This window comes from Nocardioides bigeumensis, from assembly GCF_039531755.1.
GTDB classification, from domain to species: Bacteria; Actinomycetota; Actinomycetes; order Propionibacteriales; family Nocardioidaceae; genus Nocardioides; species Nocardioides bigeumensis.
In genome coordinates this window covers 177,281-199,408 of sequence record NZ_BAAAQQ010000012.1, presented here as the reverse complement: position 1 = coordinate 199,408, position 22,128 = coordinate 177,281, and the positions used below count along the sequence as shown (strand labels likewise).

The 22,128-nt window shown below is 71.6% G+C and carries 25 protein-coding genes; 19 read left to right on the top strand and 6 right to left on the bottom strand.

Annotation, left to right across the window (positions count from 1 at the left end):
* The first annotated feature begins 12 nt into the window (after positions 1 to 12).
* Complete coding sequence (ispF, locus tag ABD295_RS13455; RefSeq protein WP_344304267.1) at positions 13 to 507, top strand: 2-C-methyl-D-erythritol 2,4-cyclodiphosphate synthase; 495 nt, start codon at positions 13 to 15, stop codon at positions 505 to 507.
* A gap of 26 nt (positions 508 to 533) precedes the next feature.
* Here the strand turns inward: ispF and ABD295_RS13450 are convergent, their stop codons facing one another.
* Positions 534 to 1,487 carry a hypothetical protein gene (locus ABD295_RS13450; protein WP_344304266.1) on the bottom strand — a complete coding sequence of 318 codons (954 nt, stop codon included), beginning with the start codon at positions 1,485 to 1,487 and terminating at the stop codon, positions 534 to 536.
* A complete protein-coding gene (locus tag ABD295_RS13445; protein ID WP_344304265.1) occupies positions 1,484 to 2,704 on the bottom strand; it encodes a PrsW family glutamic-type intramembrane protease in 1,221 nt (406 codons plus the stop codon). Before ABD295_RS13445 ends, ABD295_RS13450 begins: the two co-directional genes overlap by 4 nt.
* A 120-nt stretch (positions 2,705 to 2,824) precedes the next feature.
* Between ABD295_RS13445 and ABD295_RS13440 the strand changes: the two genes are divergently transcribed.
* The gene (locus ABD295_RS13440) at positions 2,825 to 5,743 is read left to right on the top strand and encodes a M4 family metallopeptidase (protein ID WP_344304264.1); all 2,919 of its coding nucleotides are present in this window, start codon (positions 2,825 to 2,827) and stop codon (positions 5,741 to 5,743) included.
* Here the strand turns inward: ABD295_RS13440 and nirD are convergent.
* Entirely contained in the window at positions 5,727 to 6,074 is a 348-nt protein-coding gene (nirD, locus tag ABD295_RS13435) for a nitrite reductase small subunit NirD (RefSeq protein ID WP_344304263.1), read from the bottom strand. The genes ABD295_RS13440 and nirD overlap by 17 nt on opposite strands.
* Before the next feature lie 172 nt (positions 6,075 to 6,246).
* Between nirD and ABD295_RS13430 the strand changes: the two genes are divergently transcribed.
* The 12 genes from ABD295_RS13430 to ABD295_RS13375 all read left to right on the top strand — a co-directional run bounded on the left by ABD295_RS13430 (position 6,247) and on the right by ABD295_RS13375 (position 15,858).
* The gene (locus ABD295_RS13430; RefSeq protein ID WP_344304262.1) at positions 6,247 to 7,239 is read left to right on the top strand and encodes a thiamine pyrophosphate-dependent dehydrogenase E1 component subunit alpha; all 993 of its coding nucleotides are present in this window, start codon (positions 6,247 to 6,249) and stop codon (positions 7,237 to 7,239) included.
* 14 nt (positions 7,240 to 7,253) lie between these two features.
* Complete coding sequence (locus ABD295_RS13425) at positions 7,254 to 8,243, top strand: alpha-ketoacid dehydrogenase subunit beta (RefSeq protein WP_344304261.1); 990 nt, start codon at positions 7,254 to 7,256, stop codon at positions 8,241 to 8,243.
* Positions 8,244 to 8,245: 2 nt separating this feature from the next.
* Complete coding sequence (locus ABD295_RS13420; protein WP_344304259.1) at positions 8,246 to 9,511, top strand: dihydrolipoamide acetyltransferase family protein; 1,266 nt, start codon at positions 8,246 to 8,248, stop codon at positions 9,509 to 9,511.
* Between the two features lie 117 nt (positions 9,512 to 9,628).
* Positions 9,629 to 10,681 (top strand): sugar-binding transcriptional regulator, encoded by a 1,053-nt coding sequence (locus ABD295_RS13415; protein ID WP_344304258.1) that lies wholly within the window; start codon positions 9,629 to 9,631, stop codon positions 10,679 to 10,681.
* Entirely contained in the window at positions 10,681 to 11,091 is a 411-nt protein-coding gene (locus ABD295_RS13410) for a transcriptional regulator GutM (protein ID WP_344304257.1), read from the top strand. Before ABD295_RS13415 ends, ABD295_RS13410 begins: the two co-directional genes overlap by 1 nt.
* 201 nt (positions 11,092 to 11,292) lie before the next feature.
* Positions 11,293 to 11,922: a PTS glucitol/sorbitol transporter subunit IIC gene (gene srlA / locus ABD295_RS13405; RefSeq protein ID WP_344304256.1), complete on the top strand. Its 630-nt coding sequence runs from the start codon at positions 11,293 to 11,295 to the stop codon at positions 11,920 to 11,922.
* Positions 11,919 to 12,518: a PTS glucitol/sorbitol transporter subunit IIB gene (locus ABD295_RS13400; protein ID WP_344304255.1), complete on the top strand. Its 600-nt coding sequence runs from the start codon at positions 11,919 to 11,921 to the stop codon at positions 12,516 to 12,518. The genes srlA and ABD295_RS13400 overlap by 4 nt, the downstream gene beginning before the upstream one ends.
* Before the next feature lie 25 nt (positions 12,519 to 12,543).
* On the top strand, positions 12,544 to 12,915 hold the full coding sequence (locus tag ABD295_RS13395) for a PTS glucitol/sorbitol transporter subunit IIB (RefSeq protein ID WP_344304254.1): 372 nt from the start codon (positions 12,544 to 12,546) through the stop codon (positions 12,913 to 12,915).
* Positions 12,912 to 13,316 (top strand): PTS glucitol/sorbitol transporter subunit IIA, encoded by a 405-nt coding sequence (locus ABD295_RS13390; RefSeq protein WP_344304253.1) that lies wholly within the window; start codon positions 12,912 to 12,914, stop codon positions 13,314 to 13,316. Before ABD295_RS13395 ends, ABD295_RS13390 begins: the two co-directional genes overlap by 4 nt.
* Before the next feature lie 5 nt (positions 13,317 to 13,321).
* A complete protein-coding gene (locus ABD295_RS13385; protein ID WP_344304250.1) occupies positions 13,322 to 14,650 on the top strand; it encodes an NAD(P)H-dependent oxidoreductase in 1,329 nt (442 codons plus the stop codon).
* Positions 14,651 to 14,659: 9 nt separating this feature from the next.
* A complete protein-coding gene (locus tag ABD295_RS13380) occupies positions 14,660 to 15,547 on the top strand; it encodes an IspD/TarI family cytidylyltransferase (RefSeq protein WP_344304249.1) in 888 nt (295 codons plus the stop codon).
* Positions 15,544 to 15,858 carry a hypothetical protein gene (locus ABD295_RS13375; protein ID WP_344304248.1) on the top strand — a complete coding sequence of 105 codons (315 nt, stop codon included), beginning with the start codon at positions 15,544 to 15,546 and terminating at the stop codon, positions 15,856 to 15,858. Before ABD295_RS13380 ends, ABD295_RS13375 begins: the two co-directional genes overlap by 4 nt.
* Before the next feature lie 110 nt (positions 15,859 to 15,968).
* Here ABD295_RS13375 and ABD295_RS13370 read toward each other — a convergent pair whose 3' ends face one another.
* Together ABD295_RS13370 and ABD295_RS13365 are read right to left on the bottom strand one after the other, a co-directional pair.
* On the bottom strand, positions 15,969 to 16,562 hold the full coding sequence (locus ABD295_RS13370; protein WP_344304247.1) for a 2-C-methyl-D-erythritol 4-phosphate cytidylyltransferase: 594 nt from the start codon (positions 16,560 to 16,562) through the stop codon (positions 15,969 to 15,971).
* Between the two features lie 74 nt (positions 16,563 to 16,636).
* Positions 16,637 to 17,122, bottom strand: a complete 486-nt coding sequence (locus ABD295_RS13365) for a CarD family transcriptional regulator (protein WP_134739844.1) — start codon at positions 17,120 to 17,122, stop codon at positions 16,637 to 16,639.
* A 180-nt stretch (positions 17,123 to 17,302) separates the two neighbouring features.
* Here ABD295_RS13365 and ABD295_RS13360 point away from each other — a divergent pair, with 180 nt between their 5' ends.
* From ABD295_RS13360 to ABD295_RS13350, 3 genes are read left to right on the top strand one after another with little or no spacing between them, the layout of a single operon-like run.
* Positions 17,303 to 18,034, top strand: a complete 732-nt coding sequence (locus ABD295_RS13360) for a UbiA family prenyltransferase (RefSeq protein ID WP_344304246.1) — start codon at positions 17,303 to 17,305, stop codon at positions 18,032 to 18,034.
* A gap of 46 nt (positions 18,035 to 18,080) precedes the next feature.
* Entirely contained in the window at positions 18,081 to 18,638 is a 558-nt protein-coding gene (locus ABD295_RS13355) for a hypothetical protein (RefSeq protein WP_344304244.1), read from the top strand.
* Positions 18,639 to 18,651: 13 nt separating this feature from the next.
* Positions 18,652 to 19,389, top strand: coding sequence for a phosphoglyceromutase (locus ABD295_RS13350; protein ID WP_344304434.1), 738 nt, complete (start codon positions 18,652 to 18,654; stop codon positions 19,387 to 19,389).
* Between the two features lie 71 nt (positions 19,390 to 19,460).
* Here the strand turns inward: ABD295_RS13350 and phoU are convergent, their stop codons facing one another.
* Complete coding sequence (gene phoU, locus ABD295_RS13345) at positions 19,461 to 20,114, bottom strand: phosphate signaling complex protein PhoU (protein ID WP_344304243.1); 654 nt, start codon at positions 20,112 to 20,114, stop codon at positions 19,461 to 19,463.
* 121 nt (positions 20,115 to 20,235) lie between these two features.
* Between phoU and ABD295_RS13340 the strand changes: the two genes are divergently transcribed.
* Both ABD295_RS13340 and ABD295_RS13335 read left to right on the top strand, forming a co-directional pair.
* On the top strand, positions 20,236 to 21,447 hold the full coding sequence (locus tag ABD295_RS13340; RefSeq protein ID WP_344304241.1) for a sensor histidine kinase: 1,212 nt from the start codon (positions 20,236 to 20,238) through the stop codon (positions 21,445 to 21,447).
* On the top strand, positions 21,444 to 22,121 hold the full coding sequence (locus ABD295_RS13335; protein WP_344304240.1) for a response regulator: 678 nt from the start codon (positions 21,444 to 21,446) through the stop codon (positions 22,119 to 22,121). The genes ABD295_RS13340 and ABD295_RS13335 overlap by 4 nt, the downstream gene beginning before the upstream one ends.
* Positions 22,122 to 22,128: the final 7 nt, after the last annotated feature.

The following is a 22,128-nucleotide window of genomic DNA, read 5'->3' as shown; positions in this document are numbered from 1 at the left end:
ATGATCAGGCAGGTGGAACGAACTCCTTACGGATTCCCGCGCGTGGGCACCGGCACCGACGTGCACCGCCTCGTCGACGGCCGGCCGATGCACCTGGCCGGGCTCCACTGGCCCGACGAGCCGCAAGGCTTGGAGGGGCACTCCGACGCCGACGTCGCCGCCCACGCGGCCTGCGACGCCCTGCTGGGTGCCGCAGGGGTCGGCGACCTCGGGAGCGTGTTCGGCACGTCCGACCCGCGCTGGGCGGGCGCTTCCGGGGTCGACCTGCTGACCGAGACCGCGCGCCTGGTGCGCGCCGCCGGCTTCGAGATCGGCAACGTCGCCGTGCAGGTCGTCGGCAACCGTCCGCGCCTGGGTCCGCGGCGCGCCGAGGCCGAGTCGGTGCTGTCGCAGGCCGTCGGCGCCCCCGTGTCGGTCTCGGCGACCACCACCGACGGGCTCGGCCTCACCGGCCGCGGCGAGGGCGTCGCCGCCATCGCCACCGCCCTCGTCGTGGCGGCCGGGTAGGAACGGCTGGCGACGAGCGGCGGGGCTCACTGCCCCGAGAACACCGTGAAGGTGACTCCCGGGATCAGCGTCCAGTCGGGCTGTTCCTTGTTGAACGCCTTGGGTGGGGAGGACTCGATGGTCATCGCCAGCGCGACGCCGTCCTGCCGGATGCCCACGATCAGCCGCCCGTAGATCGGGCTGGAGCTCTGCGCGTCGACGTACGTCGCGACGTAGTCGACGAAGGCCAGCGAGACCAACGACCCCGTCGGCTCGACGGGCGTGATCTCGCTGCTCTCGAACTGGGTGTACGTCGAGTCCGGCAGCAGGTCGGGCGCGATCTCCTGCATCAGCGCCGCCGCCTCGGTGGAGGGGTCGGTCACGCCGGTGATGGTGAAGACGTAGGTGCGGCCGGCGTGCTGCAGCATCGCGGTGTCGTCCTGGCCGATCACCTCCCAGCCCGCCGGCACGTAGACGTCGACGCCGGGGTCGAGGGTGACCAGCCGTCCTTCGTCACTTCCGAGATCCCCGCCGAGGTCCCCGCCGAGGTCCCCGCCACCCGGGTCGTCGGTCTCGCCGGCGTCGTCGGGGTCCTCCCCCTCGGGCGTCAGGTCCTGCGTCGGCGCGAGCGGGGCGCCCAACGGAGCAGTCAGCGCCGCGGCCAGGGTGATCGCCGGAGGTCGCCCGGAGACGACTCCGGTCGCCTCGGCCCGGTCGAGGGGCGACGCCGGTGGGCTGGGCGTCCCGGCCGGACCGTCGTCGCCGAGCACCAGGCCGGCGACCGCGCCGAGCAGGCCGACGGTCACGACGCCCGCGAGGATGAGCGCGATCGTGCGGCCCTTGGTGGCGCGCCCTCCCGGAGGCGTCGCGGTCATCGGCGCCTGGCCCTGCGCGGGCCCGAAGCCGGCCGGGTCGGCCGGGTCGACCGGGGCCGCGGCGTAGGTCTCCGGCTCGTCGGGCACGTGGTCGGGCGGGGAGCCGGGACGGGTCTCGTCGCTCATGCGGCACCACCTGTCCGGCCGACGCCGAGATGGGTCCGGTTCTGGTGCGACGTCGAGCGCACCGACGTGCCGCACACGATGCAGAACTGCGAGCCGGAGAGCAGCGCGTGCTCGCACTCGGGGCAGAACGACTCGATGCTCGTCGAGCGCAGGTCGGCACCGCGGGCCGCGTCCTCGACGGCGGCCTCGAGCAGCGCCTGGTGCATGACCACCCGGAGCCGGATCACCAGCGCGGCCAGGATCACGAAACCCCAGAGCACGCCGAGGGCCTGACCCCAGGGCACGTAGGCGAGCAGCCGCACGCCGAGCCAGTACGCCGCGTTGGCGCCGGTTGCCAGCGCGAAAGCGGCGAGGTAGCGGCCGGTGAAGCCGTCGTAGCCCTGACCGCGCCCGGAGAACGTGGCCACCGAGATGCCCGTCGCCGTGCCGTAGATCAGCGACTTCACGATCATCAGGTTGACGACGACGGCGATCCAGCTGGCCAGCCCCTCGGTGGTGCGGAACTGCGGCGAGGTGAAGACGGCCGAGAAGAGGACCAGCGTCTCGAAGGCGGCGTACGCCGTCCCGGACGCGATGCCGAGGGTCAGCCCGTCGACCATGTCGTCGAACTGCGGCATCCGGGCGAGGACGATGCCGGCGAGGTTCTTGACCACCTCGGCGACCAGGGGCAGCAGCACCGCGAAGACCAGCAGCGCGCCGATCGGCATCGCCCCGACGCCGCCGCGGTTGACGCTCAGCAGCAGGCCGGTGAAGTCGTCGGCGAACACCCATCGGAAGAAGAACAAGGACACCACGACGGCGAGCGCCCCGGTGACCACGAAGGCCGCGAGCACGAACCTGACGGGCGTGTCCTCCCAGAGGTTCACGTCGTAGACGTAGACGAGGTAGGTCATCGGCACGAGGAACGCCGCCGCCGCGACCGCGATCGGCAGCAGCCCCAGGAAGGTCGCGCCGAGGATCAGCACCGAGCTGGCGATCAGCGCCCAGCGGTAGGAGTCAGCCGTCCGCCGCGACGTGTGCGGCATGATCGTCGAGATCAGGGCGAACTGGCCGACCCCCTCCCCGCCCTGGATCGCGTAGGCGCCACCGCGGGAGGCTGCGTGCAACGAGCTGCCGCATCGGTGGCAGTACGCCGCCACCTCGGGGTTGTGGGCCGCACAGGTCGAGCAGGGCACGTGGTTCCCCCGGATCTGGTGGTGGTCGCCGGATTCTGTCACCGCCGATCGTGGGCGGGGCCGGTCCTTCGGGGCCAGTCCTATCTAGACCATCGGGCGCGACCCGGGACTGGTGAGGGACCCTGCTCCCCGAGACAGTCAGGGCCGTCTGGGAGGAGCCGCATGCCGAGGAGGACCGCCGCGCACCGCGTGCTCGCCGGCGTCGTCGCGGGCACCGCCGCGCTCGGGGTCGCCGCGTGCTCACCGGTCCCTGGCAGCCCCGATGGTGGCCCGTTGGCCAGCGACCGGGAGCCGAGCACGCTGGTCGTGTCGACGACGTACTCGCCCGGCGACGCGGTGGCCGCCGCCGACCGGTTGCGCTCGCTGGACCGGGCGATCGACGACCTCCGCGCGACGACACGCTCGGGGTGGGTGGGCCGCCAGGACGACGTCACCGGCTACCTGGGCGAGCTCGACGGCGGCCGCTACCCCGCGGCGACCGAGCCGGCCGAGCCCGAGGTGGCCGTGGTGATCGCGGCCTTCCTGGACGCCTACGGGCCGGACCTCTTCGGCGTCTCCGCGACCGACGTCGAGCCCGACGGCGCGGGGGCCCTGCCGGAGCACGAGTCCGGTGCCGTGACCATCCGCGCGACCCAGCGGCTCGGCGGCGTGCCCGTGCTGGAGGGCGGGCTGGTCTTCGACCTGTCGACCACGGACGGAGCGGTGCTGCACGCGGTCGGCGGGCGGGTCTATCCCGGCCTCGACGTGTCGACCACCCCCGGGCTCGGCCGGCGCGCGGCCCGGCGTGCGGCCGTCCGGCTGACCGGCGGGACCGTCCAGCGGCAACCGGCGCTCGTGGTGCTGCCGCAGGGCACCGGACGGCTCGCATGGAGCGTGGTCGTCGCCGGCGTCGACCCCGAGCGCGGGCCGATCGGGCTGACCGACGGCACCTACTTGCTCGACGCGCAGACCGGCGACCCCCTCGACTTCCGCCCGGGATCGGCCGAGACCCGCACCGTCGCGTCGACGCGGTGGAGCACGCCCCGGCAGCAGCCCGGCGTGCACCTGACGACGTCGCGTGCCAGCGCGCAGAGCGCGCCCGGCGACACCGTCGAGGTCGACGGTCGCGGTCCCGGAGGCGAGGAGCTGCGGGCCAACGGAACCCGCGTCGCGGGCGGCGTGCAGCTGCTTGACAGCACCGTGCCGTCGTACGCCGCGAGCAGCGGTCGCGGCGGCATCTACACCTTCACGATGGGCGACCGATACGAGGACCGCAAGCCACTGCCCGGCGATGCCTACGTCGAGCGCGGCGGCACCCGCATCACCGACCCCGAGGCGCTGGCGGCGCACTCGCTGGCTCGCGAGATCTACGACTACTACCGCGACGTCCACGGTCGGTTGTCGTGGGACGGCCAGGGCGCCAGCCTGATCAGCGTTGTCAACTACGGCGACAACAGCTACTGCAACTCGCGGTTCGACCCCAACCTCGCGGAGCCGGCGATGGTCTACGGCAACCCGTGCCAGGACTCGAGCGGCGCACCCCAGGAGGTCACCGAGGTCGAGATCGACACCGCCGCCCACGAGATCACCCACGGGGTGACCAGCTCGAGCGCGGCGCTCATCTACGCCGGCCAGAGCGGAGCGCTCAACGAGAGCTTCTCCGACTACTTCGGCAACGTGATCGGCAACCGCTACAAGGGTGTCGACACCCCGCTGCTGATGGAGGACGCCTGCGTCGGCTTCACGACCGAGACCTACTTCTGCAACGACTACCCCGAGGGCCTCGCGACGCGCTACATGCTGACCGGCAACACCTTCGACGACTACCTCTACCTGCTCAACCCGCCCAACCACCTGGCGTTGCTCGGCGTGAGCACGCAGGACAACGGCGGCGTCCACCTCAACTCCTCGATCTGGAACAACGCGCTGTGGAGCATCCGCGCACGCCTGGCGAGGATCGACGGCAGGTCGGGCAACGACTCCCCGCTGGCGCAGTCGTTCGACGCCGCCGTCTACGACGCGCTCACCAACCGGCTCGGCCCGACCGCGGGCTTCCTGACCGCGCGGTCGGCGGTCGAGCAGGCGATCTCGGCGCGGCGCGACGACCCGACGATCCTGCGAGTGGCCCGGGAGCAGTTCGAGTTCAACAAGATCTGCGCCGACTGCTCGGCGTTCCTGGAGCCCTTCGGAGACCCGGTCGCCGTCTCCTCCGGCACCGAGATCGAGCCCGTCGTCAGCGGCACCCGCACCGGGTGGCTGCTGCGTGGGCAGGGCCCGCTCGGGCTGGCGACCGTCAAGGACGGCTCGGGCAAGCCACGCGTGCTCGCCGACTACCCCGACACCTGGCAGCTCGCGTTCGCAGGCAACGCGTCCGTGCGCCTCGACTCGTTCTACGGTCTGATCCGTGCTGCCGGCGGCGGGGACAAGGGTAGGGACAAGGGTGGGGACAAGCTCGTGGCCCGTGTCGACGACAGCACCTACGAGATCGGGCTGGCCGGCTCCGAGGACGGTGCGGCCTGGGTCGACGAGAGTGCCGGGATCGTCGGGTTCGTCGACGCGGCGGGCAAGGTGGTCAGGACCCGGCTTCCCCGGCTCGGCGGCCAGCAGGTGACCGCGCTCGGGGCCGGTGGCGGCAGCATCGCCTTCGGCACCAACGGGGGCCAGCTGTGGACCGCTCGACCCGGCGGGAAGTTCGCCAAGTTCGGCAGCATGGGTGAGCTGGTCGTCTCGGTCGACATCTACGGCGACCTGGTCGCCGCCGTCGACCGCGGAGGGGAGGCCGCCGCGGCGGACACGGCGTCCGGAGGGGTGTACAAGCTCTCCGGCGACGCGGCTCCGATGGGCGTCACCGTGTCCGCGTCGTACGTCGTGTGGGCCGACCGTGTGGGCACGCTCGGCGGTGGCGTGGCCAGATCAGAGGGGATCAGCGCCGGCGACACCGACCTCATGGTCTTCTCACCAGCTTCCGGATCGACGTTCCCGGTGAGGGCGAGCCGTGGCCAGCAGGGCTACCCGGACCTGTCGGGCAACCGGCTGGTCTGGCAGGAGTCGGGCTACGGCGGTGACGACGTCTTCAGCGCGAACCTCAAGCCTGGGCTCTGAGCCGCCCTCCCACCAGCACCATCCCGTCGACCACCTTCACCTCGTACGCCGGCACGCTGACCGTCTCGACCTCGAGGCACATGCCGGTCCGCAGGTCGAAGGCGTGCTTGTGCACGGGGCTGCCTACGAACGGGATGCCGCGCCGCAGCCCCACGATCCCCCGCGCCAACACAGAGCGGCGGGCGAAGGGGTCGTGGTTGCCGAGCGCGAAGATGTCGTCGGACGCGGTGCGGAAGATGGCGATCGACTGTCCGTGCACCAGCGCTGAGACGCCGCGCTCGAACTCCAGCTCGTCCGCCCGGCACACCGGCTCCCATGCGACTGCGCCCATGGCGCGACGGTAGGCCGCGCTGACGCACCCCAGGTTGTCGCCCGGTAACGACCTGTTACGGCCAGGAAACGAGATCGCCTCTTGCGTGACGTCCGTCTCACGCTCTACGGTTCGTGAACAGACGTGATTGACATATGCACATTTGTGCAGATGGACGCCCGAACGGAGCACCATGACCCACCCCCTCCAAGACGCGGCCAGCGCGAGCGAGACATTGCTGACGATGTGGACGATCCGGCGGTTCGAGGAGGCGGTCGACGACCTCTTCGCCCGGGGTCTCATGCACGGCACGATGCACCTCTCCATCGGCCAGGAGGCCTCGGCGACGGGGTCCTGCCGGGCGCTGCGCCCCGACGACGCGATCACCTCGACGCACCGCGGCCACGGACACTGCATCGGCAAGGGCGCCGACCTGGTCGCGATGATGGCCGAGCTGCTCGCCAAGGAGACCGGCTACTGCCGCGGCCGCGGCGGCTCGATGCACATCGCCGACGTCGCCACCGGCAACCTCGGCGCCAACGGCATCGTGGCGGGCGGCATCCCCATCGCCGCCGGCGCGGCGCTGGCCTACAAGCTGCGCGGCGAGGACCGCGTCGTGGCCTGCTTCTTCGGCGACGGAGCCGCCAACGAGGGCGCGTTCCACGAGGCGGTCAACCTGGCCGCGATCTGGAACCTCCCCGTCGTCTTCATCTGCGAGAACAACAAGTACGGCATGTCCTTCTCGACCGAGAAGGCCTTCGCGATCGAGCACATCTCCGAACGCGCCGCCGGCTACGGCATCCCCGGCGTCACCGTCGACGGCAACGACGTCGCCGCCGTCTACGACGTCGTGGCGCAGGCCGTGGCCCGGGCCCGCAGCGGCGAGGGGCCGACGCTCGTCGAGAACGTGACCTACCGCTGGAAGGGCCACAGCAAGTCCGACAAGAACCTCTACCGCACCAAGGAAGAGATCGCCGAGTGGCGCGGCCTCGACCCGATCCTGCGCTTCGAGGCACAGATCCGCGAGGCGGGGCTGCTCAGCGACGAGGACATCCAGCACGTCCGCACCCAGGCGCTCGAGGACATGCGCTCGGCGGTGCGTGAAGCCAACGCCGCCCCCGACGCCCAACCCGCCGACCTGCTCGACGCGGTGTTCGCACCCGTGACCGCCCAGCTCGGCGCCTGAGGAGGCTGATCAACATGACCACACGCGAGATCACGTACGCCGAGGCCGTCCGCGAGGCGATCGGCCAGGCGATGGAGGCCGACGACCGCGTCTTCATGCTCGGCGAGGACATCGGGGTGTACGGCGGCGCGTTCGGCGTCAGCGGCGACCTCTACCACCGCTTCGGCGCCGAGCGGATCCGGGACACCCCGATCTCCGAGCTCGGCATCGTGGGCGCGGCGGTCGGGGCGGCGCTGGCCGGGATGCGCCCGATCGTGGAGATCCAGTTCTCCGACTTCACCAACCAGGCGATGGACCAGATCGTCAACCAGGCCGCGAAGATCCACTTCATGCTCGGTGGCGCGGCCACCGTGCCGATGGTGCTGCGCGCCCCGACCGGATCGGGCACCGGCGCCGCGGCCCAGCACTCCCAGAGCCTCGAGGCGTGGTTCGCCCACGTGCCCGGCCTCAAGGTGGTCATGCCCGCCACCGCGGCCGACGCCAAGGGCCTGCTGCTCTCGGCCATCGACGACCCCAACCCGGTCATCGTGCTCGAGCACAAGCTGCTGTACCGCACCTCGGGCCCGGTTCCCGAGGAGGCGGTCCGCGTGCCGATCGGCAAGACCGCCGTGCACCGCACCGGTCGTGACCTCACCCTCGTCGCCACCGGCATCATGGTGTCGCGTGCCCTCGAGGCCGCCGAGACGCTGGCCGGCGAGGGCATCGACATCTCCGTCCTCGACCCGCGCACGCTCTCGCCGCTCGACGACGCCCCGATCCACGAGGACGTCTCGCGCACGGGCCGACTGCTGCTGGTCCAGGAGGCGCCCGGTCACGCCGGCTTCACCGCCGAGATCGCAGCCCGCATCACCGAGTCGCCGACGATCTACCGGCTGCTCGCGCCGGTCAAGAGGCTCAGTGGTCTCGACATCCCGATCCCCTACGCGCCGCAGCTCGAGCGCGCCTCCGTCCCGCAGGTGCCCGACATCGTCGAGGCGGCCCGCGTGCTCATGAAGGAGTCCTGAGCATGGCCAGGCTCGCCATCCGGATGCCCAAGATGTCCATGACGATGACCGAGGGCGAGGTCAACGGCTGGAGCGTCAAGGTCGGCGACGAGATCGCCGTCGGCGACGTCGTCGCCGAGGTGATGACCGACAAGGTCGACATGGAGGTCGAGGCCACGGTCGCCGGCACCCTGGTGGAGATCGTCGTCGAGTCCGGCATCGTCGAGGTCGGCGAGCCGATCGGTTGGGTCGAGGGCGAGGACGACGGCGGCGGCTTCGGCGACCTCCTCGCCGCCCCCGTCCCCGAACCCGTCCAGGCCGACGCAGCCGCCGAGCCGGACCAACCGGCGGCCGAGGAGGAGCCGCCCTCATCGGTGGTCGAGGAGGTCGCGCAAGCAACCGTCCCGAGTCCCCAGGAAGCCGACAGCGGCCCGATCCCCGCAGTCCCCCGCGCACGAGGCCTCGCCCGCGAGCACGGCATCGACCTGGAGACCGTGACCCCGACCGGTCCCGAGGGCCTGGTCCGGGTGTCCGACGTGGAGCAGGCGCTGCCCACCGGTGGTCGAGCAGCGAGCGAAGCGAGCGGTCAGTCGAGACCCCCGGCCCCGGTGAGCGCCCCCGCGGCGACCGCTGCCGCCGTCCCCACCGACAAGGCCCAGGCCCGCCGCGTCGCCGTGCGCCGTGCGGTGGCCCGCGTCATGGTGCCCACCGCGGCGATCCCGCAGTTCACCGTCTGGCGCGAGATCCACCTCGATGCCGCCAACGCGCGGCGCAACGGGCTCTCGTGGACGACCGTCCTGCTGCGGGCGTACGCCGCCGCGCTGCGCGAAGTGCCGGAGCTGCTCTCCCGCTGGGAGGACGACCAGCCGACCACGGCGGGCCCGCCGAGCATCGCGCTCGCCGTGGCCACCGACCGCGGCCTGCTGGTCCCGGTCTTCGCCGAGCCCGACCTGGGCGACGCGCGCGACAAGGACGCGGAGGTGCGCGAGGTCGTGCGGGCCGCCCAGGGCGGCAAGGTCGACGGTGCCTACATGGCCGTCGCCAACGGCTCCCTGTCCAACCTCGGCGGCGCGGGCGTGGACCGCTTCCAGGCCCTGCTCACGCCCCCTCAGGCCAGCGTGCTGTCCCTCGGCTCCATCAGGCCGCGGCCCGTCGCCGTGCCCGGCGGCCTCGGCGTCGCGCTGACCGTCGAGGCCGGCGTGACCGTCGACCACCGGGTGGCGGACGGCGCCCACGGGGCCGACCTGCTGGCCCGGTTCGCCGAGCTGCTGGACGTGCCGCCCGCCTGACCTTCTCGCCACCAGCAATTGGCGGACCAAACCTCGCCAGAACCCTTGACGTGACCACCGTCACAGCCCTACGTTCGTCGCGAACGAATGTGAACATCCATCGTCACAAAGGTGAACATGCCTACTCCACGCGATCCCGCCACCTTGGTGGCTGCGGCGCGCCTCTACTACGTGGAGGGGCGCTCGCAGGCCGAGGTCGCCTCGCTGCTGAGGACGAGCCGCAGCAACGTGTCGCGGATGCTCACCGAGGCGCAGAAGCAGGGCATCGTCGAGATCCGGGTCAACGACCCGGCCGGCCGGGTGAACGAGCTCGAGGACGAGCTGCGCGACCTGTTCGGGCTCCGTGAGGTCCGGGTCGCGCACGCGCGCACCGGGGCCGGCCTGCGGATCGAGGACCAGGTGGGCGCCCAGGCCTCACGGCTGCTGCTCGACCACCTCAAGGACTCGATGACCGTCGCCCTGTCGTGGGGCACCGCACTGCAGTCGATGGTGTACGCCACCACGACCGACCAGACCTACCACGACCTCACGCTCTGCCAGCTCGTCGGCGGACTGTCGTCGGTGCGCAACGAGATCAGCGGGCAGGCCCTGGTCCGTGAGCTCGCCGTGCGCCTCGGCGCCGACTACCGGTTCCTGCACGCTCCCGCCGCACTCGAGTCCTCGGCCGCTCGTGAGGCGCTGATGGCCGAGCCCTCGATCGCCGACTCGGTCGCCGAGGCGGCCCGCGCCGACCTGGCGCTGGTCGGGATCGGTACGCCGACGCACGGGTCGTCCGAGGCGGTGCTGCTGTCGTTGGGGCTGAGCCAGAAGGAGCAGGCGGCGTTCTGGGCCGCCGGCCCTGTGGGCGACGTGGGCGCCCGCTACTACACCGCCAGCGGCCAGCCCATCCACGGCGCGGTGGAGGACCGGGTGCTCGCGGTGACCTTGTCCGACCTGCTCGCGATCCCCCACGTCGTCGGCGTCGCCTCGGGTCGGGCCAAGACCCCGGGCGTGCTCGGCGCCCTGCGCGGCCGCGTCGTCGACTCCCTCGTCTGCGACGAGAGCCTGGCCCGCAGCGTGCTCAGCGCCGCCCACACCGACGGTTCCTTCCAGCCCACCCCCGCCCAGCCCGTCCCCACCCAGCCCGTCCCCACCCAGCCCGCCCAGCCCGCCAACGAAAGGACCAGCTGATGGACTCCGCGCTCATCCTCCTCGCCGCCGTGGTCGCCGGCTGGGTCGTCCAGGCCTACCTGACCTACCAGCAGTCGGTGGCCTTCCAACAGCAGGTGCGCGCGCTCCGCGCCCGCAACCCCGGAACCCCCGTCAGCATCGGCATCGGCGGCAAGCGCTACCGCGGCGGCCGGGCGTACGTCGCCCTGGCCGTCGACGAGCACCGGATCGTGCGCGACGCGCTGACCATCCAGGGCTTCACCACCTTCGCCCGCGGCAAGGCCTGCCCGGCGATCGTGGGCGCCAAGGCCAACCAGATCCTCGGGGACCGGGCGTACCCCGGCCTCACCAGGCAGCAGCGAGAGGCGGCCCGACAGGCCGTCGAGCTTCTCGGGCAAGGGGGTGGTCGCCAGCTCACCGACGCTGCCTGAGGCCGCTCGCACGCGCGCCTATCGGCGCGAGCCGGGCCCGTTGATCCAACGAGCTGAACCAAGGAGAGGGCGGCAACCCTCACCGCGGACCCGACCCGTACCGGTCGAGCGGACGATCCCGCTCATGAGAACGAGAACCACCGATGCCAGGCAAGCATCATCACGGTCCTTCGACAGAAGGCCGACTCGACAGGAGAAATCATGCCAGCAACATTCCTGGCCGCGGCCCTGCAGGCCGCGGAGGAGACACCGACGGTCAATGAACCAGGTGGCTTCTGGGGCGCCATCGCAGGATGGGCCGACGCCTTCATCGGCGTCTTCGAGCAGGGCGGCGCCACCTTCATGGGCCTGGTCACGGGGATCATTCCGACCCTGATCGTGCTGCTGACGGCCGTCAACGCGCTCATCCGGTTCATCGGGCCGGAGAAGATCGACAAGATCGGCGAGATGGCTGCGCGTCCGGGGCTCATCTACTACCCCGTGCGCTACCTGGTCCTGCCGTTCCTCGCGGTGTTCTTCCTGACCAACCCGATGGCCTACACCATGGGTCGCTTCCTTCCGGAGCGCTACAAGCCGGCGTTCTACGACTCGGCCGTGAGCTTCGTGCACCCGATCACGGGCATCTTCCCGCACGCCAACCCCGGTGAGCTCTTCGTGTTCCTCGGCATCGCCGCGGGCATCATCGAGCTCGGGCTCAACGAGACCGACCTGGCCGTGCGCTACCTGATGGTGGGCCTCGTCGTCATCCTCATCCGCGGCGTCGTCACCGAGTTCATCACGACCCGGATGATCGCCCGTCGTGACAGCGAGCTGCAGGAGGCCGCGGCATGAGCACCACCACCACCTCACCCAAGCGCGGCGGCGGCATGAGCGGGTTCAACACCCTGCTCGTCAGGATCGGCAAGGCGGTCGGCGGCGTCGTCGGCACGCTCTACCAGGCCGGTCGCGACACCATCGACACCGTCATCCGCAACATCCTGCCCTTCATGGCGTTCATCGCCGTCCTGATCGGCATCATCAACGGCGTCGTGATCAACGACCGCACCATCGGCGGCTGGCTCGCGCACCTGATCGAGCCGCTCGCCAGCAACCTGGTCGGTCTGCTCGCCATCAGCATCTTCTGCGCCATCCCGATCCTCTCGCCGGTGCTCGGTCCTGGTGCCGTCATCGCGCAGGTGGTCGGCGTGCTCCTCGGCACGCGCATCGCGGAGGGTGACATCCCGCCGCAGTACGCCCTGCCCGCCCTGTTCGCCATCGACCCCCAGGTCGGCTGCGACTTCATCCCTGTGGGCCTGGCCCTCGGAGAGGCGGAACCGGAAACTGTGGAAGTGGGAGTTCCAGCCGTGCTGATCTCCCGCCTCTTCACCGGTCCGATCTCGGTGGTCCTCGCCTGGCTGGCCAGCTTCGGGCTCTACAGCTCCAGCTGACCCGCCACCAACTGAAAGGTTCGACATGCCTGACTACAAGTCCGTGACGGTGACCAAGGGCCGCGGCGGCTGGGGTGGTCCCCTGACCATCACGCCGACCGACGAGCGCCCGCTCATCTACTCCGTCACCGGCGGAGGGATCCACCCCGTGGCCCAGCGGATCGCCGACCTGACCGGCGGCGAGGCTTTCGACGGCTTCTCCAGCTCGGCCAAGTTCGAGAAGATCGCCGTCGCGGTGATCGACTGCGGTGGCACCGCTCGCGTCGGCGTCTACCCCATGAAGAAGGTGCTCACGGTCGACGTGCACGCCACCAGCCCGTCCGGGCCGCTGGCGATGTTCATCACCGAGGAGCTCTTCGTCTCCGGGGTCAAGCCCGAGGACGTGCAGGAGGCATGACCACCGCCGACCCGGTGCAGACCGGTGCACGACCGGTCTACGAGTCGGCGGTGACCCAGATCGGGAGCCAGGTCGAGGCCTTCCTCGAGCACGGCATCCTCATCTTCTTCGGCGCTGGTGCCCCAGAGGAGCTGCACGACATGTCCGTGCTGCACCAGGTCACCAGCGCCGAGGACGGGCCCCGGCCCGGCGACACGATCACCCTGGGCGACACCAGCCTGGAGATCCTCGCCGTCGGATCGGTGGTCCGGGACAACCTGCTCAACCTCGGCCACCTCGACCTCAAGGCCGACGGCCGCACCGAGGCCAAGCTGCCCGGTGACGTCTGCGTCGCCGTCGGCCCCATCCCGCGCCTCACCCCAGGTGACGCGTTCACCATCACCAGATCTCAGGAGACCTGACCACCATGAGTTACCGCGATCGCCTCCAACAGCGGTTGGACGAGACCGGACGCCCCCTGCGCGTCGGCCTCATCGGCGCCGGCCAGATGGGCCGTGGATTCGCGGCCCAGCTGCTCCGGATGCCGGGCATCTCCCTCTCCGCCGTGCTCGACGTCCAGCGTGAGCGCGCCGAGGAGGCCCTCGGCCAGTCGGGCATCACCCCCGACAAGGCGACCACCACCGACGAGGCAGTGCGCGCCATCGAGAACGGCGGGTCCGTGGCACTCGGCGGCATCGACGAGCTCGGCGCCCTGCCGCTCGACATCGTCGTCGAGGCCACCGGCGTCCCCGACGTCGGCGCCCGCGCGGCGGTCGAGTCGCTCGCGGCGGGCATGGGCTTCGCGACGCTGAACGTCGAGTCCGACGTCACGATCGGCCGCTACCTCGCGCGGCTCGCCGACGAGTCCGGCGCCATCTACTCCGTGTGCCGCGGTGACGAGCCGGTCGAGACCAAGATCCTGGTCGACTTCGCCCGCGACCTGAACTTCGAGGTGATCTGCGCCGGCAAGGGCAAGAACAACCCGCTCGACCGCTACGCCACCCCCGACTCGCTCGCCGAGCGGGCGACGTCCAAGGGCATGAACGCGAAGATGCTGACCAGCTTCGTCGACGGGTCGAAGGCGATGATCGAGATGGCGTCGCTGGCCAACACCACCGGCCTCGGCGTCAGCAAGCGCGGCATGCACGGTCCGGCCTCGACGGTGCCCACGCTGCACCAGACGTTCGCCCTCGTCGAGGACGGCGGCGTCCTCGAGAAGCCGGGCGTGGTCGACTACTGCACCGGGCCGGTCGCGCCCGGGGTGTTCGTCGTCGTCCGCACCGAGGACCCCTACGTCCACCACGAGATGACCTACCTCCAGATGGGTGACGGGCCGTACTTCGCGCTCTACCGCCCCTACCACCTGGCCTCGCTCGAGGCGCCGCTCACCGTCTACGAGATGGCCCTGGACCACCGGGCCAGCCTCACCTCGGAGCACTGGACCGCCGAGGTCGGCGCCGAGACCAAGCGGCCCCTCAAGGCCGGCGAGCGGATCGACGGCATCGGCGGGAGCACCGTGCGCGGTCTCATCGACGACTCCGCCGACTTCGTCCGCGACAACGGCGTACCCCTCGGCGTGCTCGCGGGGGCGACCCTCACCCGCGACGTCCCGGCCGACCACCTGCTGACCTACGACGACGTCGAGCTGCTCGAGGACTCCACCATCGTCAGGATGCGCCGCATCCAGGAGGCGATGGACACCGAGACGGCGCCCAGCCTCAAGGAGCTCCGGGACGCGCTCGCTGGCGCCCCCTAGGCTCTGGCGGTGCCCTCCGCTCCTCGTGCCGCCCTCGTCGTCCTCGCGGGCGGCGACGGGCGGCGGGTCGGGCAGGACACCAACAAGGTGCTGCTGCCGCTGGCGGGGCGACGGGTGTTCACCTGGTCGATCCGCTGGGCGCGGGAGCTCCCCCACGTCACCCACACCGTGCTGGTCATCCGCGAGCGCGACCGCGAGGTCGTCGAGCGGACGCTCGACCGAGAGCTCGAGGGCCCCGAGGTCACCGTGGTGGTCGGCGGCGACAGCCGGCACGGCTCGGAGTGGGCGGCCCTGCAGGCGCTGGCCGGGCCGATCGAGCGCGGTGAGGTCGACGTGGTGGTGATCCACGACGCCGCCCGCCCGCTGGCCTCCACCCGCCTCTTCGAGGACGTCGTCGCCGCGGCGTCGCTGCACGGCGGCGCGCTCCCCGTCCTCGCGCCGGCCGGGCTGATCACCCTCGCGCCCCACGGCGAGGCCGGACCCGACGATGTCTCGGCGGTCACCGAGGGGGCGGTCGTCGCGGTGCAGACCCCTCAGGCCTTCGCGGCCGCTCCACTGCTGGCGGCGTACCGCGCCGCCGACCGCGACGGCTTCGTCGGCACCGACACCGCCAGCTGCATCGAGCGGTACGCCGACCTGCCGATCGCCTGCGTGCCGAGCGACGCCCGCAACCTCAAGATCACCTTCCCCGAGGACCTGTTCCTCGCGGAGCGGCTGCTCGCCAAGGCCGGCTACGACCTCAGCGACCGGCGCGCGCCGTCGGCGCACCACTCGCCGCTCGACTGGCTGCGGCACGCCCGGCATCCCCGGCAGGACCGCCAGGACCGCCAGGACCGCCAGGACCGCCAGGACCGCCACGACCGCCCGGCGACCGGACCCATGGAGGAGGGCGCATGAGCACCGAGCACGTCGAGCTGCACTGCGAGACCTGCGACCTGGACACCTCGCACGAGCTCCACTACGCCGGGCGGCTGCTGGAGTCGACGCGCTGCACGCGCTGCGGCACCCACCTCGAGGTCAACCCGCGCACCATGCTGCCGGCGTACGCCCACGACCTCGAGAAGCGCATCCTCAGCAAGCCGGGGCGCATGCTGCGCCGGGCGCGCAAGGACCCCTGGGGCTACCTGCGCTCGCTCCCCGGCGCGGTCCTGCGCCAGCCGGTGAAGTTCGTGCGGGAGTTCTCCGAGGTCCTGCGCCGCAAGTCGTGACGACCATTTCCGCGCAATTGCGCAGTTAGGGCCGCCACGGCGGCCCACGAAGGGCAACATCAGTTCAATTGCGCGGCAGTGGCCCCACGCAACGACCCGGCGCCCCGACGTCAGCGAGTACGCCGCGCCATCTCGTCGACGCACTCCAGCAGCGCGACGCTGCCGAGGTCGTGCACGCGCCGGGCCAGCGACGGCGAGCGGACCAGGTCGACGGTCGTCCGCGCCCGCAGCCAGTCGACCAGCCGGGCGAGATCGAGCGGCGGCGCGGGCCCATCGGCTCCGACCTCGAGCGGGACCAGCACGGGTGCGACCACGATGCCGAGACCGTCGCGGTCGATGGTGCCCTCGATGCGGTCGTCCCGGGCTGTCTTCACCGTGTCGGTGACCGGTCGGTACGCCGCCACGGCCGGCCCTCGCCCCGCAGCCGCCGCAACCTCGGCCAGCAGGGAGGCCGGCGCGAGCGGGCAGAGCGCGTCGTGGACGAGCTCGGCCGGCGCCGTACGGCTCGCCCACCACTCCTCGACCGTCATCGAGGCGACGGCGGGGGCGACGTCCTGGGCAGCCCGGCGCGTCGCGTCGTCGACGACGACCACGACCTCGGCCGCTACCGCGGCCGACGCGGTCCGCAGTGCATGAGCCAGGAGCGGCTCGCCGTGCAGGGTCGCGAAGGCCAGGTCGCCGCGTCCGGCCACGACCACCGCCACCCGGACACCAGACGCAGAACGGGCGACGCCCCCGGAGCTGGTCCGGGGGCGTCGCCTGTCGTCAGGGGTGGCGCTCAGGAGGCGAGCACCTCGTCGAGGATGGCCTCCGCCTTGTCCTCGTTGGTGTGCTCGGCCAGCGCCAGCTCGGAGACGAGGATCTGCCGGGCCTTGGCCAGCATCCGCTTCTCGCCGGCCGACAGGCCGCGGTCGCGCTCGCGGCGCCACAGGTCGCGCACGACCTCGGCGACCTTCATGACGTCGCCGGAGTGAAGCTTCTCCAGGTTGGCCTTGTAGCGGCGCGACCAGTTGGTCGGCTCCTCGACGTGCGCAGCGCGCAGGACGTCGAACACGCGGTCGAGCCCTTCCTTGTCGACGACGTCGCGGACGCCGACGAGGTCAAGGTTGCAGGCAGGGACTCGGACGACGAGATCCTGCTGGGCGACGATCCGAAGGACGAGGTACTCCCGGTCCTCCCCCTTGATGGTCCGCATCTCGATGTCCTCGATGACGGCGGCGCCGTGATTCGGGTAAACAACCGTTTCGCCTACGGTGAAAGTCATATGTGATGTGCCCCTCTTCCTAGGGCTCCAGTCTATCACGTCCCCTGCGGGCTACTCGAAGCGTTTGCGCAGGTCAGAGGCCCTATTGAGGATACGCGAGGGCTTGACATCGCGGCCCGGGTTGTGCGTGCGCGGCACGTCGGCGGTCTCTGCGGGGGCCGGTGGCCGATACTGCCGGGCATGTCCGCGCTGTCGCAGACGTGGTCGCTGCTGACCCGGGCGAGCCACCCCAGACGAGCCTTCCTGGTCATGGCCGGGCTCGCCGGCGCGGCCGCCGTGAGCGGGCGGGAGGCACGGGAGGTCGGCGTGGTCGCCGCCGCCGTGCTGGTCGGCCAGGCGGTGCTGGGCTGGCACAACGACCTCGTCGACGTCGCCCGCGACCGAGCGGCGCTCGACGCCGACGAGCTGGCGTCCAAGCCGCTGGCCGCCGGCGACGTCCGCCCTGCCAACGCGTGGTTCGCGATGGCTTGCGCCGTGCTCCTGCTGATCCCCCTCTCCTTGACCAGCGGGGTGGTCGCCGGGGGCTGGTACCTCGGCAGCGTCGCGGTCGGCCTGCTCGGCAACCTGGTCCTGCGGCGGTCGTGGCTGAGCTTCCTGCCGTGGGCGGTCGCGTTCGCGGCGTACCCCGCCTTCTTGTCGTACGGCGGCTGGGGCGGCTCGCCCCCGGCCGGCGACATCGGCCCGCCCCGGCCGGTCCTCGTCGCGCTGTCGGCGCTCCTCGGGGTGTGCGTGCACGTGCTCGGCGCGCTGCCCGACCTGGTGCAGGACAACCGGGTCGGCTACCGGCACCTCCCGCTGCGCGTCGGGCTGCGCACCGGCGCGACCCGGCTGCTGGTGCTGACCGGCATCGCCACCACGGCCGTCGTGACCGGGCTCGTGGCCGCGGCGTTCGCCGGTGGGCTGCGCTCCTAGCCTGACGCCTGAGCCTGGCGGCGTCCGAGGTAGCGGAGGCACTAGGGTGAGCACGTCCGACGACCCGACCGCGAAGGCAGCACACATGCCCCACCGTTGGCCCCGACGCCGCCGCACGACCGCCCTCGTGGTGGGTGCCCTGGCAGCCTCGGCCCTCACGTCCTGTGGTTTCGACGCGGCCACCGACCGGCCCTACACGCCGGGAGTCGGGGTCAGCGACCAGGACGGCCAGATCGACGTGCTGAGCGCGGTCGTGGTGTCCTCGGCGCCGGGGCAGGGCCGATTCGTCGCCTCGCTCTCCAACGGCGACCAGCGGGACTCCGGCACCTTCGACTCCTTGGCGCCCGCCGGCGGCTCCGACGTCGAGGCTGCCGAGTTCGAGCCGATCGAGGTCGGTCCCGGCTCGCTGGTCAACCTCGTCGACGTCGAGCCGATCACCTTGACCGGTGACTTCGAGGCGGGAGACTTCGTGACGGTGACGATCGGCTTCTCGTCCGGCGAGAGCTCGACGATGGACGTCCCGGTCGTCGACAACGCCGGTTACTACGCCGATCTCGACGGGCCGAGCAGCCCCGACGCCACCGCCGACACCGAGTCGGAGTGACGTCGTGCCCACGATGACCCTCGTCCTGCTCCGCCATGGCGAGAGCGAGTGGAACGCCAAGAACCTCTTCACCGGCTGGGTCGACGTCGACCTCAACGACAAGGGCCGCACCGAGGCCGTCGCCGGCGGCCGCCTGCTCGCGGAGTCCGGGCTGCTCCCGGACGTCGTGCACACCTCGCTCCTCCGGCGGGCGATCACCACCGCCAACCTCGCCCTCGACGCCGCCGATCGGCACTGGATCCCCGTACGCCGCGACTGGCGGCTCAACGAGCGCCACTACGGTGCGCTTCAGGGCAAGGACAAGAAGCAGACGCTCGAGGCGTACGGCGAGGAGCAGTTCATGCTCTGGCGACGCAGCTACGACACACCCCCGCCCGAGCAGGACCCGAGCGACGAGTTCTCCCAGGCAGGAGATCCGCGCTACGCCGACCTCGGCGACCAGATGCCGCGCACCGAGTGCCTCAAGGACGTCGTCAACCGGATGCTCCCCTACTGGGAGTCCGGCATCGTCCCCGACCTGCGCGCCGGCCTCACGGTGCTCGTCGCCGCCCACGGCAACTCCCTGCGTGCGCTGGTCAAGCACCTCGACGGCATCAGCGACGAGGACATCGCCGGCCTCAACATCCCGACCGGCCAGCCGCTGGTCTACCAGCTGGACGACTCGCTGGCGCCGACCGTCGCGGGTGGCGAGTACCTCGACCCCGAGGCGGCCGCCGCCGCTGCTGCGGCCGTGGCCAACCAGGGCCGCTGACCCGTTCCTGCCAGCTGCGCTGTTGAAGAGCGCGACCACCCCCGGCCGGTGACGCACGCAAGAGAAGAGTCTCAGGAGACGCCGACCGGGTGCTGGCCGGTGACCACGAAGACGACCCGGTGCGCGACCGACACGGCGTGGTCGGCGATCCGCTCGTAGTAGCGGCCGAGCAGGGCGATGTCGACGGCGGACTCGATGCCGTGGGTCCACTCGCCGACGAGCAGCTGGGAGAACGTGGTGACGCGGAGCTGGTCCATCTCGTCGTCCATGAGCTCGAGCTCCTCGGCGGCAGCGACGTCGCGCCCGCCGATGATGGGCCCGAGCCGCGACACCATCTCCTCGGCGACGGTGGCCATGCGGAGGAGGGTCGGTCGCGCCTGGGGCGGGACGGCGATCTCGGGCACCCGCAGGCGGGCGATCTTGGCCACGTGGACGCTGAGGTCGCCCATCCGCTCGAGCTCGCTGACCATCCGCAGCGCGGCCACGATGGTGCGCAGGTCGCCGGCGACGGGCTGCTGCAGGGAGAGCAGGAGGAACGCTGCGTCCTCGACGGACTCGGCGGCTCGGTCGATCTCCTTGTCGTCGGAGATCACCGTCTCGGCGATGGCAGCATCGCTGGTGAGCAGGGCGCGGCTGGCGTCGTGGACGGCCTTCGTGACCTGGACCGAGATCGCCGCCAGGTCGTCGAAGAGCGCGTCGAGCTGCTCGTGGTAGGCCTCTCGCATACGTAGGACCGTACGTGCGCAAGATGACCAGCCGGGGGGATGCGGTGAACGCGGGATGAACGTTCCCTAGGTCGCCTCGCAGGAAGCGAACGTCCGGTGACGCGCTGCGTACCATCGAGACGTGGACCCGACCACGCAAGCCGCGTTGGCCGCGCTCGTCGGCGCCGTCGTGGCAGGCGGCGCGGTGCTGGCGTGGGCGATCAGCGACCGCCAGCAGCGCCACGTCCCGCAGACGGAGCCCGCGGTCCCGCCGGGCGCGGCCGCCGTCCTCTCGGTGCTGCGGAGCTCGGCCGTGCTGGTCGACGGCGACGACGTCGTGGTCAAGGCGTCTGCGCCGGCGTACGCGTTCGGCCTGGTGCGAGGTACGGCGCTGGCGTCCGAGGCCCTCGCCGACCTGGTGCGGCAGGTGCGTCGTGACGGGCAGATCCGCGAGACCGAGCTGATGATGACCCGTCCCGACCTGCCTCCGCGCACGGTGACCGCCCGGGTCGCCCCCCTGGGCTCCCGCCTGGTGCTGGCCCTCGTCGAGGACCGCACCCGCGAGCGCCGTGTCGAGGCGATCCGCCGCGACTTCGTCGCCAACGTCAGCCACGAGCTCAAGACCCCGGTCGGTGCGATCCGGCTGCTGGCCGAGGCGGTCTGCGACGCGGCCGACGATCCCGAGGCGGTCAAGCGCTTCTCGGCGCGGATGCTGACCGAGAGCGACCGGCTGTCGCGGCTGGTGCAGCAGGTCATCGAGCTGTCCCGGCTGCAGGGCGACGACCCGCTGGAGTCCCCGAGACCGGTGTCGATCGACGACGTCACGAGCGCCGCCGTCGACACCAGCGCGATCGACGCGTCGACCAAGCGCATCGGCCTCGTGACCGGCGGCGAGACCGGGCTCGAGGTCTACGGCAACCGCGAGCAGGTGCTGGCCGCCGTGAGCAACCTGGTGGCCAACGCCGTGGCGTACTCCGCCGAGGGGTCGGCCGTCGTCGTCAACGCCAAGTCGACGCCGACCACCGTCGAGATCTCCGTGGTCGACCAGGGCATCGGCATCCCCGCCGCCGAGATCGACCGGATCTTCGAGCGCTTCTACCGTGTCGACCCCGCCCGGCACCGCTCGACCGGCGGCACCGGGCTCGGCCTGTCGATCGTCAAGCACGTCGCAGCGACGCACGGTGGTGAGGTCAAGGTCTGGTCCGTCGAGGGCCAGGGCTCGACCTTCACGCTCTCGCTCCCGCGCAGCGCGGTCTCGCTCGGGGAGCCGCGCACGAAACCCTCGTCCTCGACCACCGCGGTCGACGGAGGCAACGCGACCCAGCCCACCCACCCCCAGGAGGTACGCCGGTGACCCGCGTGCTCGTCGTCGAGGACGAGGAGAGCTACAGCGAGGCGCTCGCCTACATGCTCCGCAAGGAGGGGTACGACGTCGCGATCGCCGCGACCGGCCCCGACGCCCTCACCGAGTTCGACCGCAACGGTGCCGACATCGTGCTGCTCGACCTGATGCTGCCCGGGCTCCCGGGCACGGAGGTCTGCCGCCAGATCCGCGCCACGTCCAACGTCCCGGTGATCATGGTCAGCGCCAAGGACGACGAGGTCGACAAGGTCGTCGGGCTGGAGCTGGGCGCCGACGACTACGTCACCAAGCCCTACTCCCCCCGCGAGCTGGTCGCCCGCATCCGTGCGGTGCTGCGCCGGGGCCAGGACGTCGACCTGGCGCCGGCGACAATGGAGGTCGGCCCGATCCGGATGGACGTCGAGCGACACGTGGTGACGGTCGACGGCTCGGAGCAGCGGCTGCCGCTCAAGGAGTTCGAGCTGCTCGAGATGTTCATGCGCAACCCTGGCCGGGTGCTCACCCGTGGGCAGCTGATCGACCGGGTCTGGGGCTCGGACTACGTCGGGGACACCAAGACCCTCGACGTGCACGTGAAGCGGCTGCGCGCCAAGCTCGAGCCCGACCCCGCCGAGCCCCGCTTCTTAGTCACGGTGCGCGGGCTCGGTTACAAGCTGGAGCCCTAGGGACCTG

Coding starts and splice junctions, on each gene's coding strand:
- ABD295_RS13450 (WP_344304266.1), bottom strand. CDS start 1,487: ATGAGCGACGAGACCCGTCCCGGCTCCCCGCCCGACCACGTGCCCGAC.
- ABD295_RS13440 (WP_344304264.1), top strand. CDS start 2,825: ATGCCGAGGAGGACCGCCGCGCACCGCGTGCTCGCCGGCGTCGTCGCG.
- nirD (WP_344304263.1), bottom strand. CDS start 6,074: ATGGGCGCAGTCGCATGGGAGCCGGTGTGCCGGGCGGACGAGCTGGAG.
- ABD295_RS13430 (WP_344304262.1), top strand. CDS start 6,247: ATGACCCACCCCCTCCAAGACGCGGCCAGCGCGAGCGAGACATTGCTG.
- ABD295_RS13425 (WP_344304261.1), top strand. CDS start 7,254: ATGACCACACGCGAGATCACGTACGCCGAGGCCGTCCGCGAGGCGATC.
- ABD295_RS13420 (WP_344304259.1), top strand. CDS start 8,246: ATGGCCAGGCTCGCCATCCGGATGCCCAAGATGTCCATGACGATGACC.
- ABD295_RS13415 (WP_344304258.1), top strand. CDS start 9,629: ATGCCTACTCCACGCGATCCCGCCACCTTGGTGGCTGCGGCGCGCCTC.
- ABD295_RS13410 (WP_344304257.1), top strand. CDS start 10,681: ATGGACTCCGCGCTCATCCTCCTCGCCGCCGTGGTCGCCGGCTGGGTC.
- srlA (WP_344304256.1), top strand. CDS start 11,293: ATGCCAGCAACATTCCTGGCCGCGGCCCTGCAGGCCGCGGAGGAGACA.
- ABD295_RS13400 (WP_344304255.1), top strand. CDS start 11,919: ATGAGCACCACCACCACCTCACCCAAGCGCGGCGGCGGCATGAGCGGG.
- ABD295_RS13395 (WP_344304254.1), top strand. CDS start 12,544: ATGCCTGACTACAAGTCCGTGACGGTGACCAAGGGCCGCGGCGGCTGG.
- ABD295_RS13390 (WP_344304253.1), top strand. CDS start 12,912: ATGACCACCGCCGACCCGGTGCAGACCGGTGCACGACCGGTCTACGAG.
- ABD295_RS13385 (WP_344304250.1), top strand. CDS start 13,322: ATGAGTTACCGCGATCGCCTCCAACAGCGGTTGGACGAGACCGGACGC.
- ABD295_RS13375 (WP_344304248.1), top strand. CDS start 15,544: ATGAGCACCGAGCACGTCGAGCTGCACTGCGAGACCTGCGACCTGGAC.
- ABD295_RS13365 (WP_134739844.1), bottom strand. CDS start 17,122: ATGACTTTCACCGTAGGCGAAACGGTTGTTTACCCGAATCACGGCGCC.
- ABD295_RS13360 (WP_344304246.1), top strand. CDS start 17,303: ATGTCCGCGCTGTCGCAGACGTGGTCGCTGCTGACCCGGGCGAGCCAC.
- ABD295_RS13350 (WP_344304434.1), top strand. CDS start 18,652: ATGACCCTCGTCCTGCTCCGCCATGGCGAGAGCGAGTGGAACGCCAAG.
- phoU (WP_344304243.1), bottom strand. CDS start 20,114: ATGCGAGAGGCCTACCACGAGCAGCTCGACGCGCTCTTCGACGACCTG.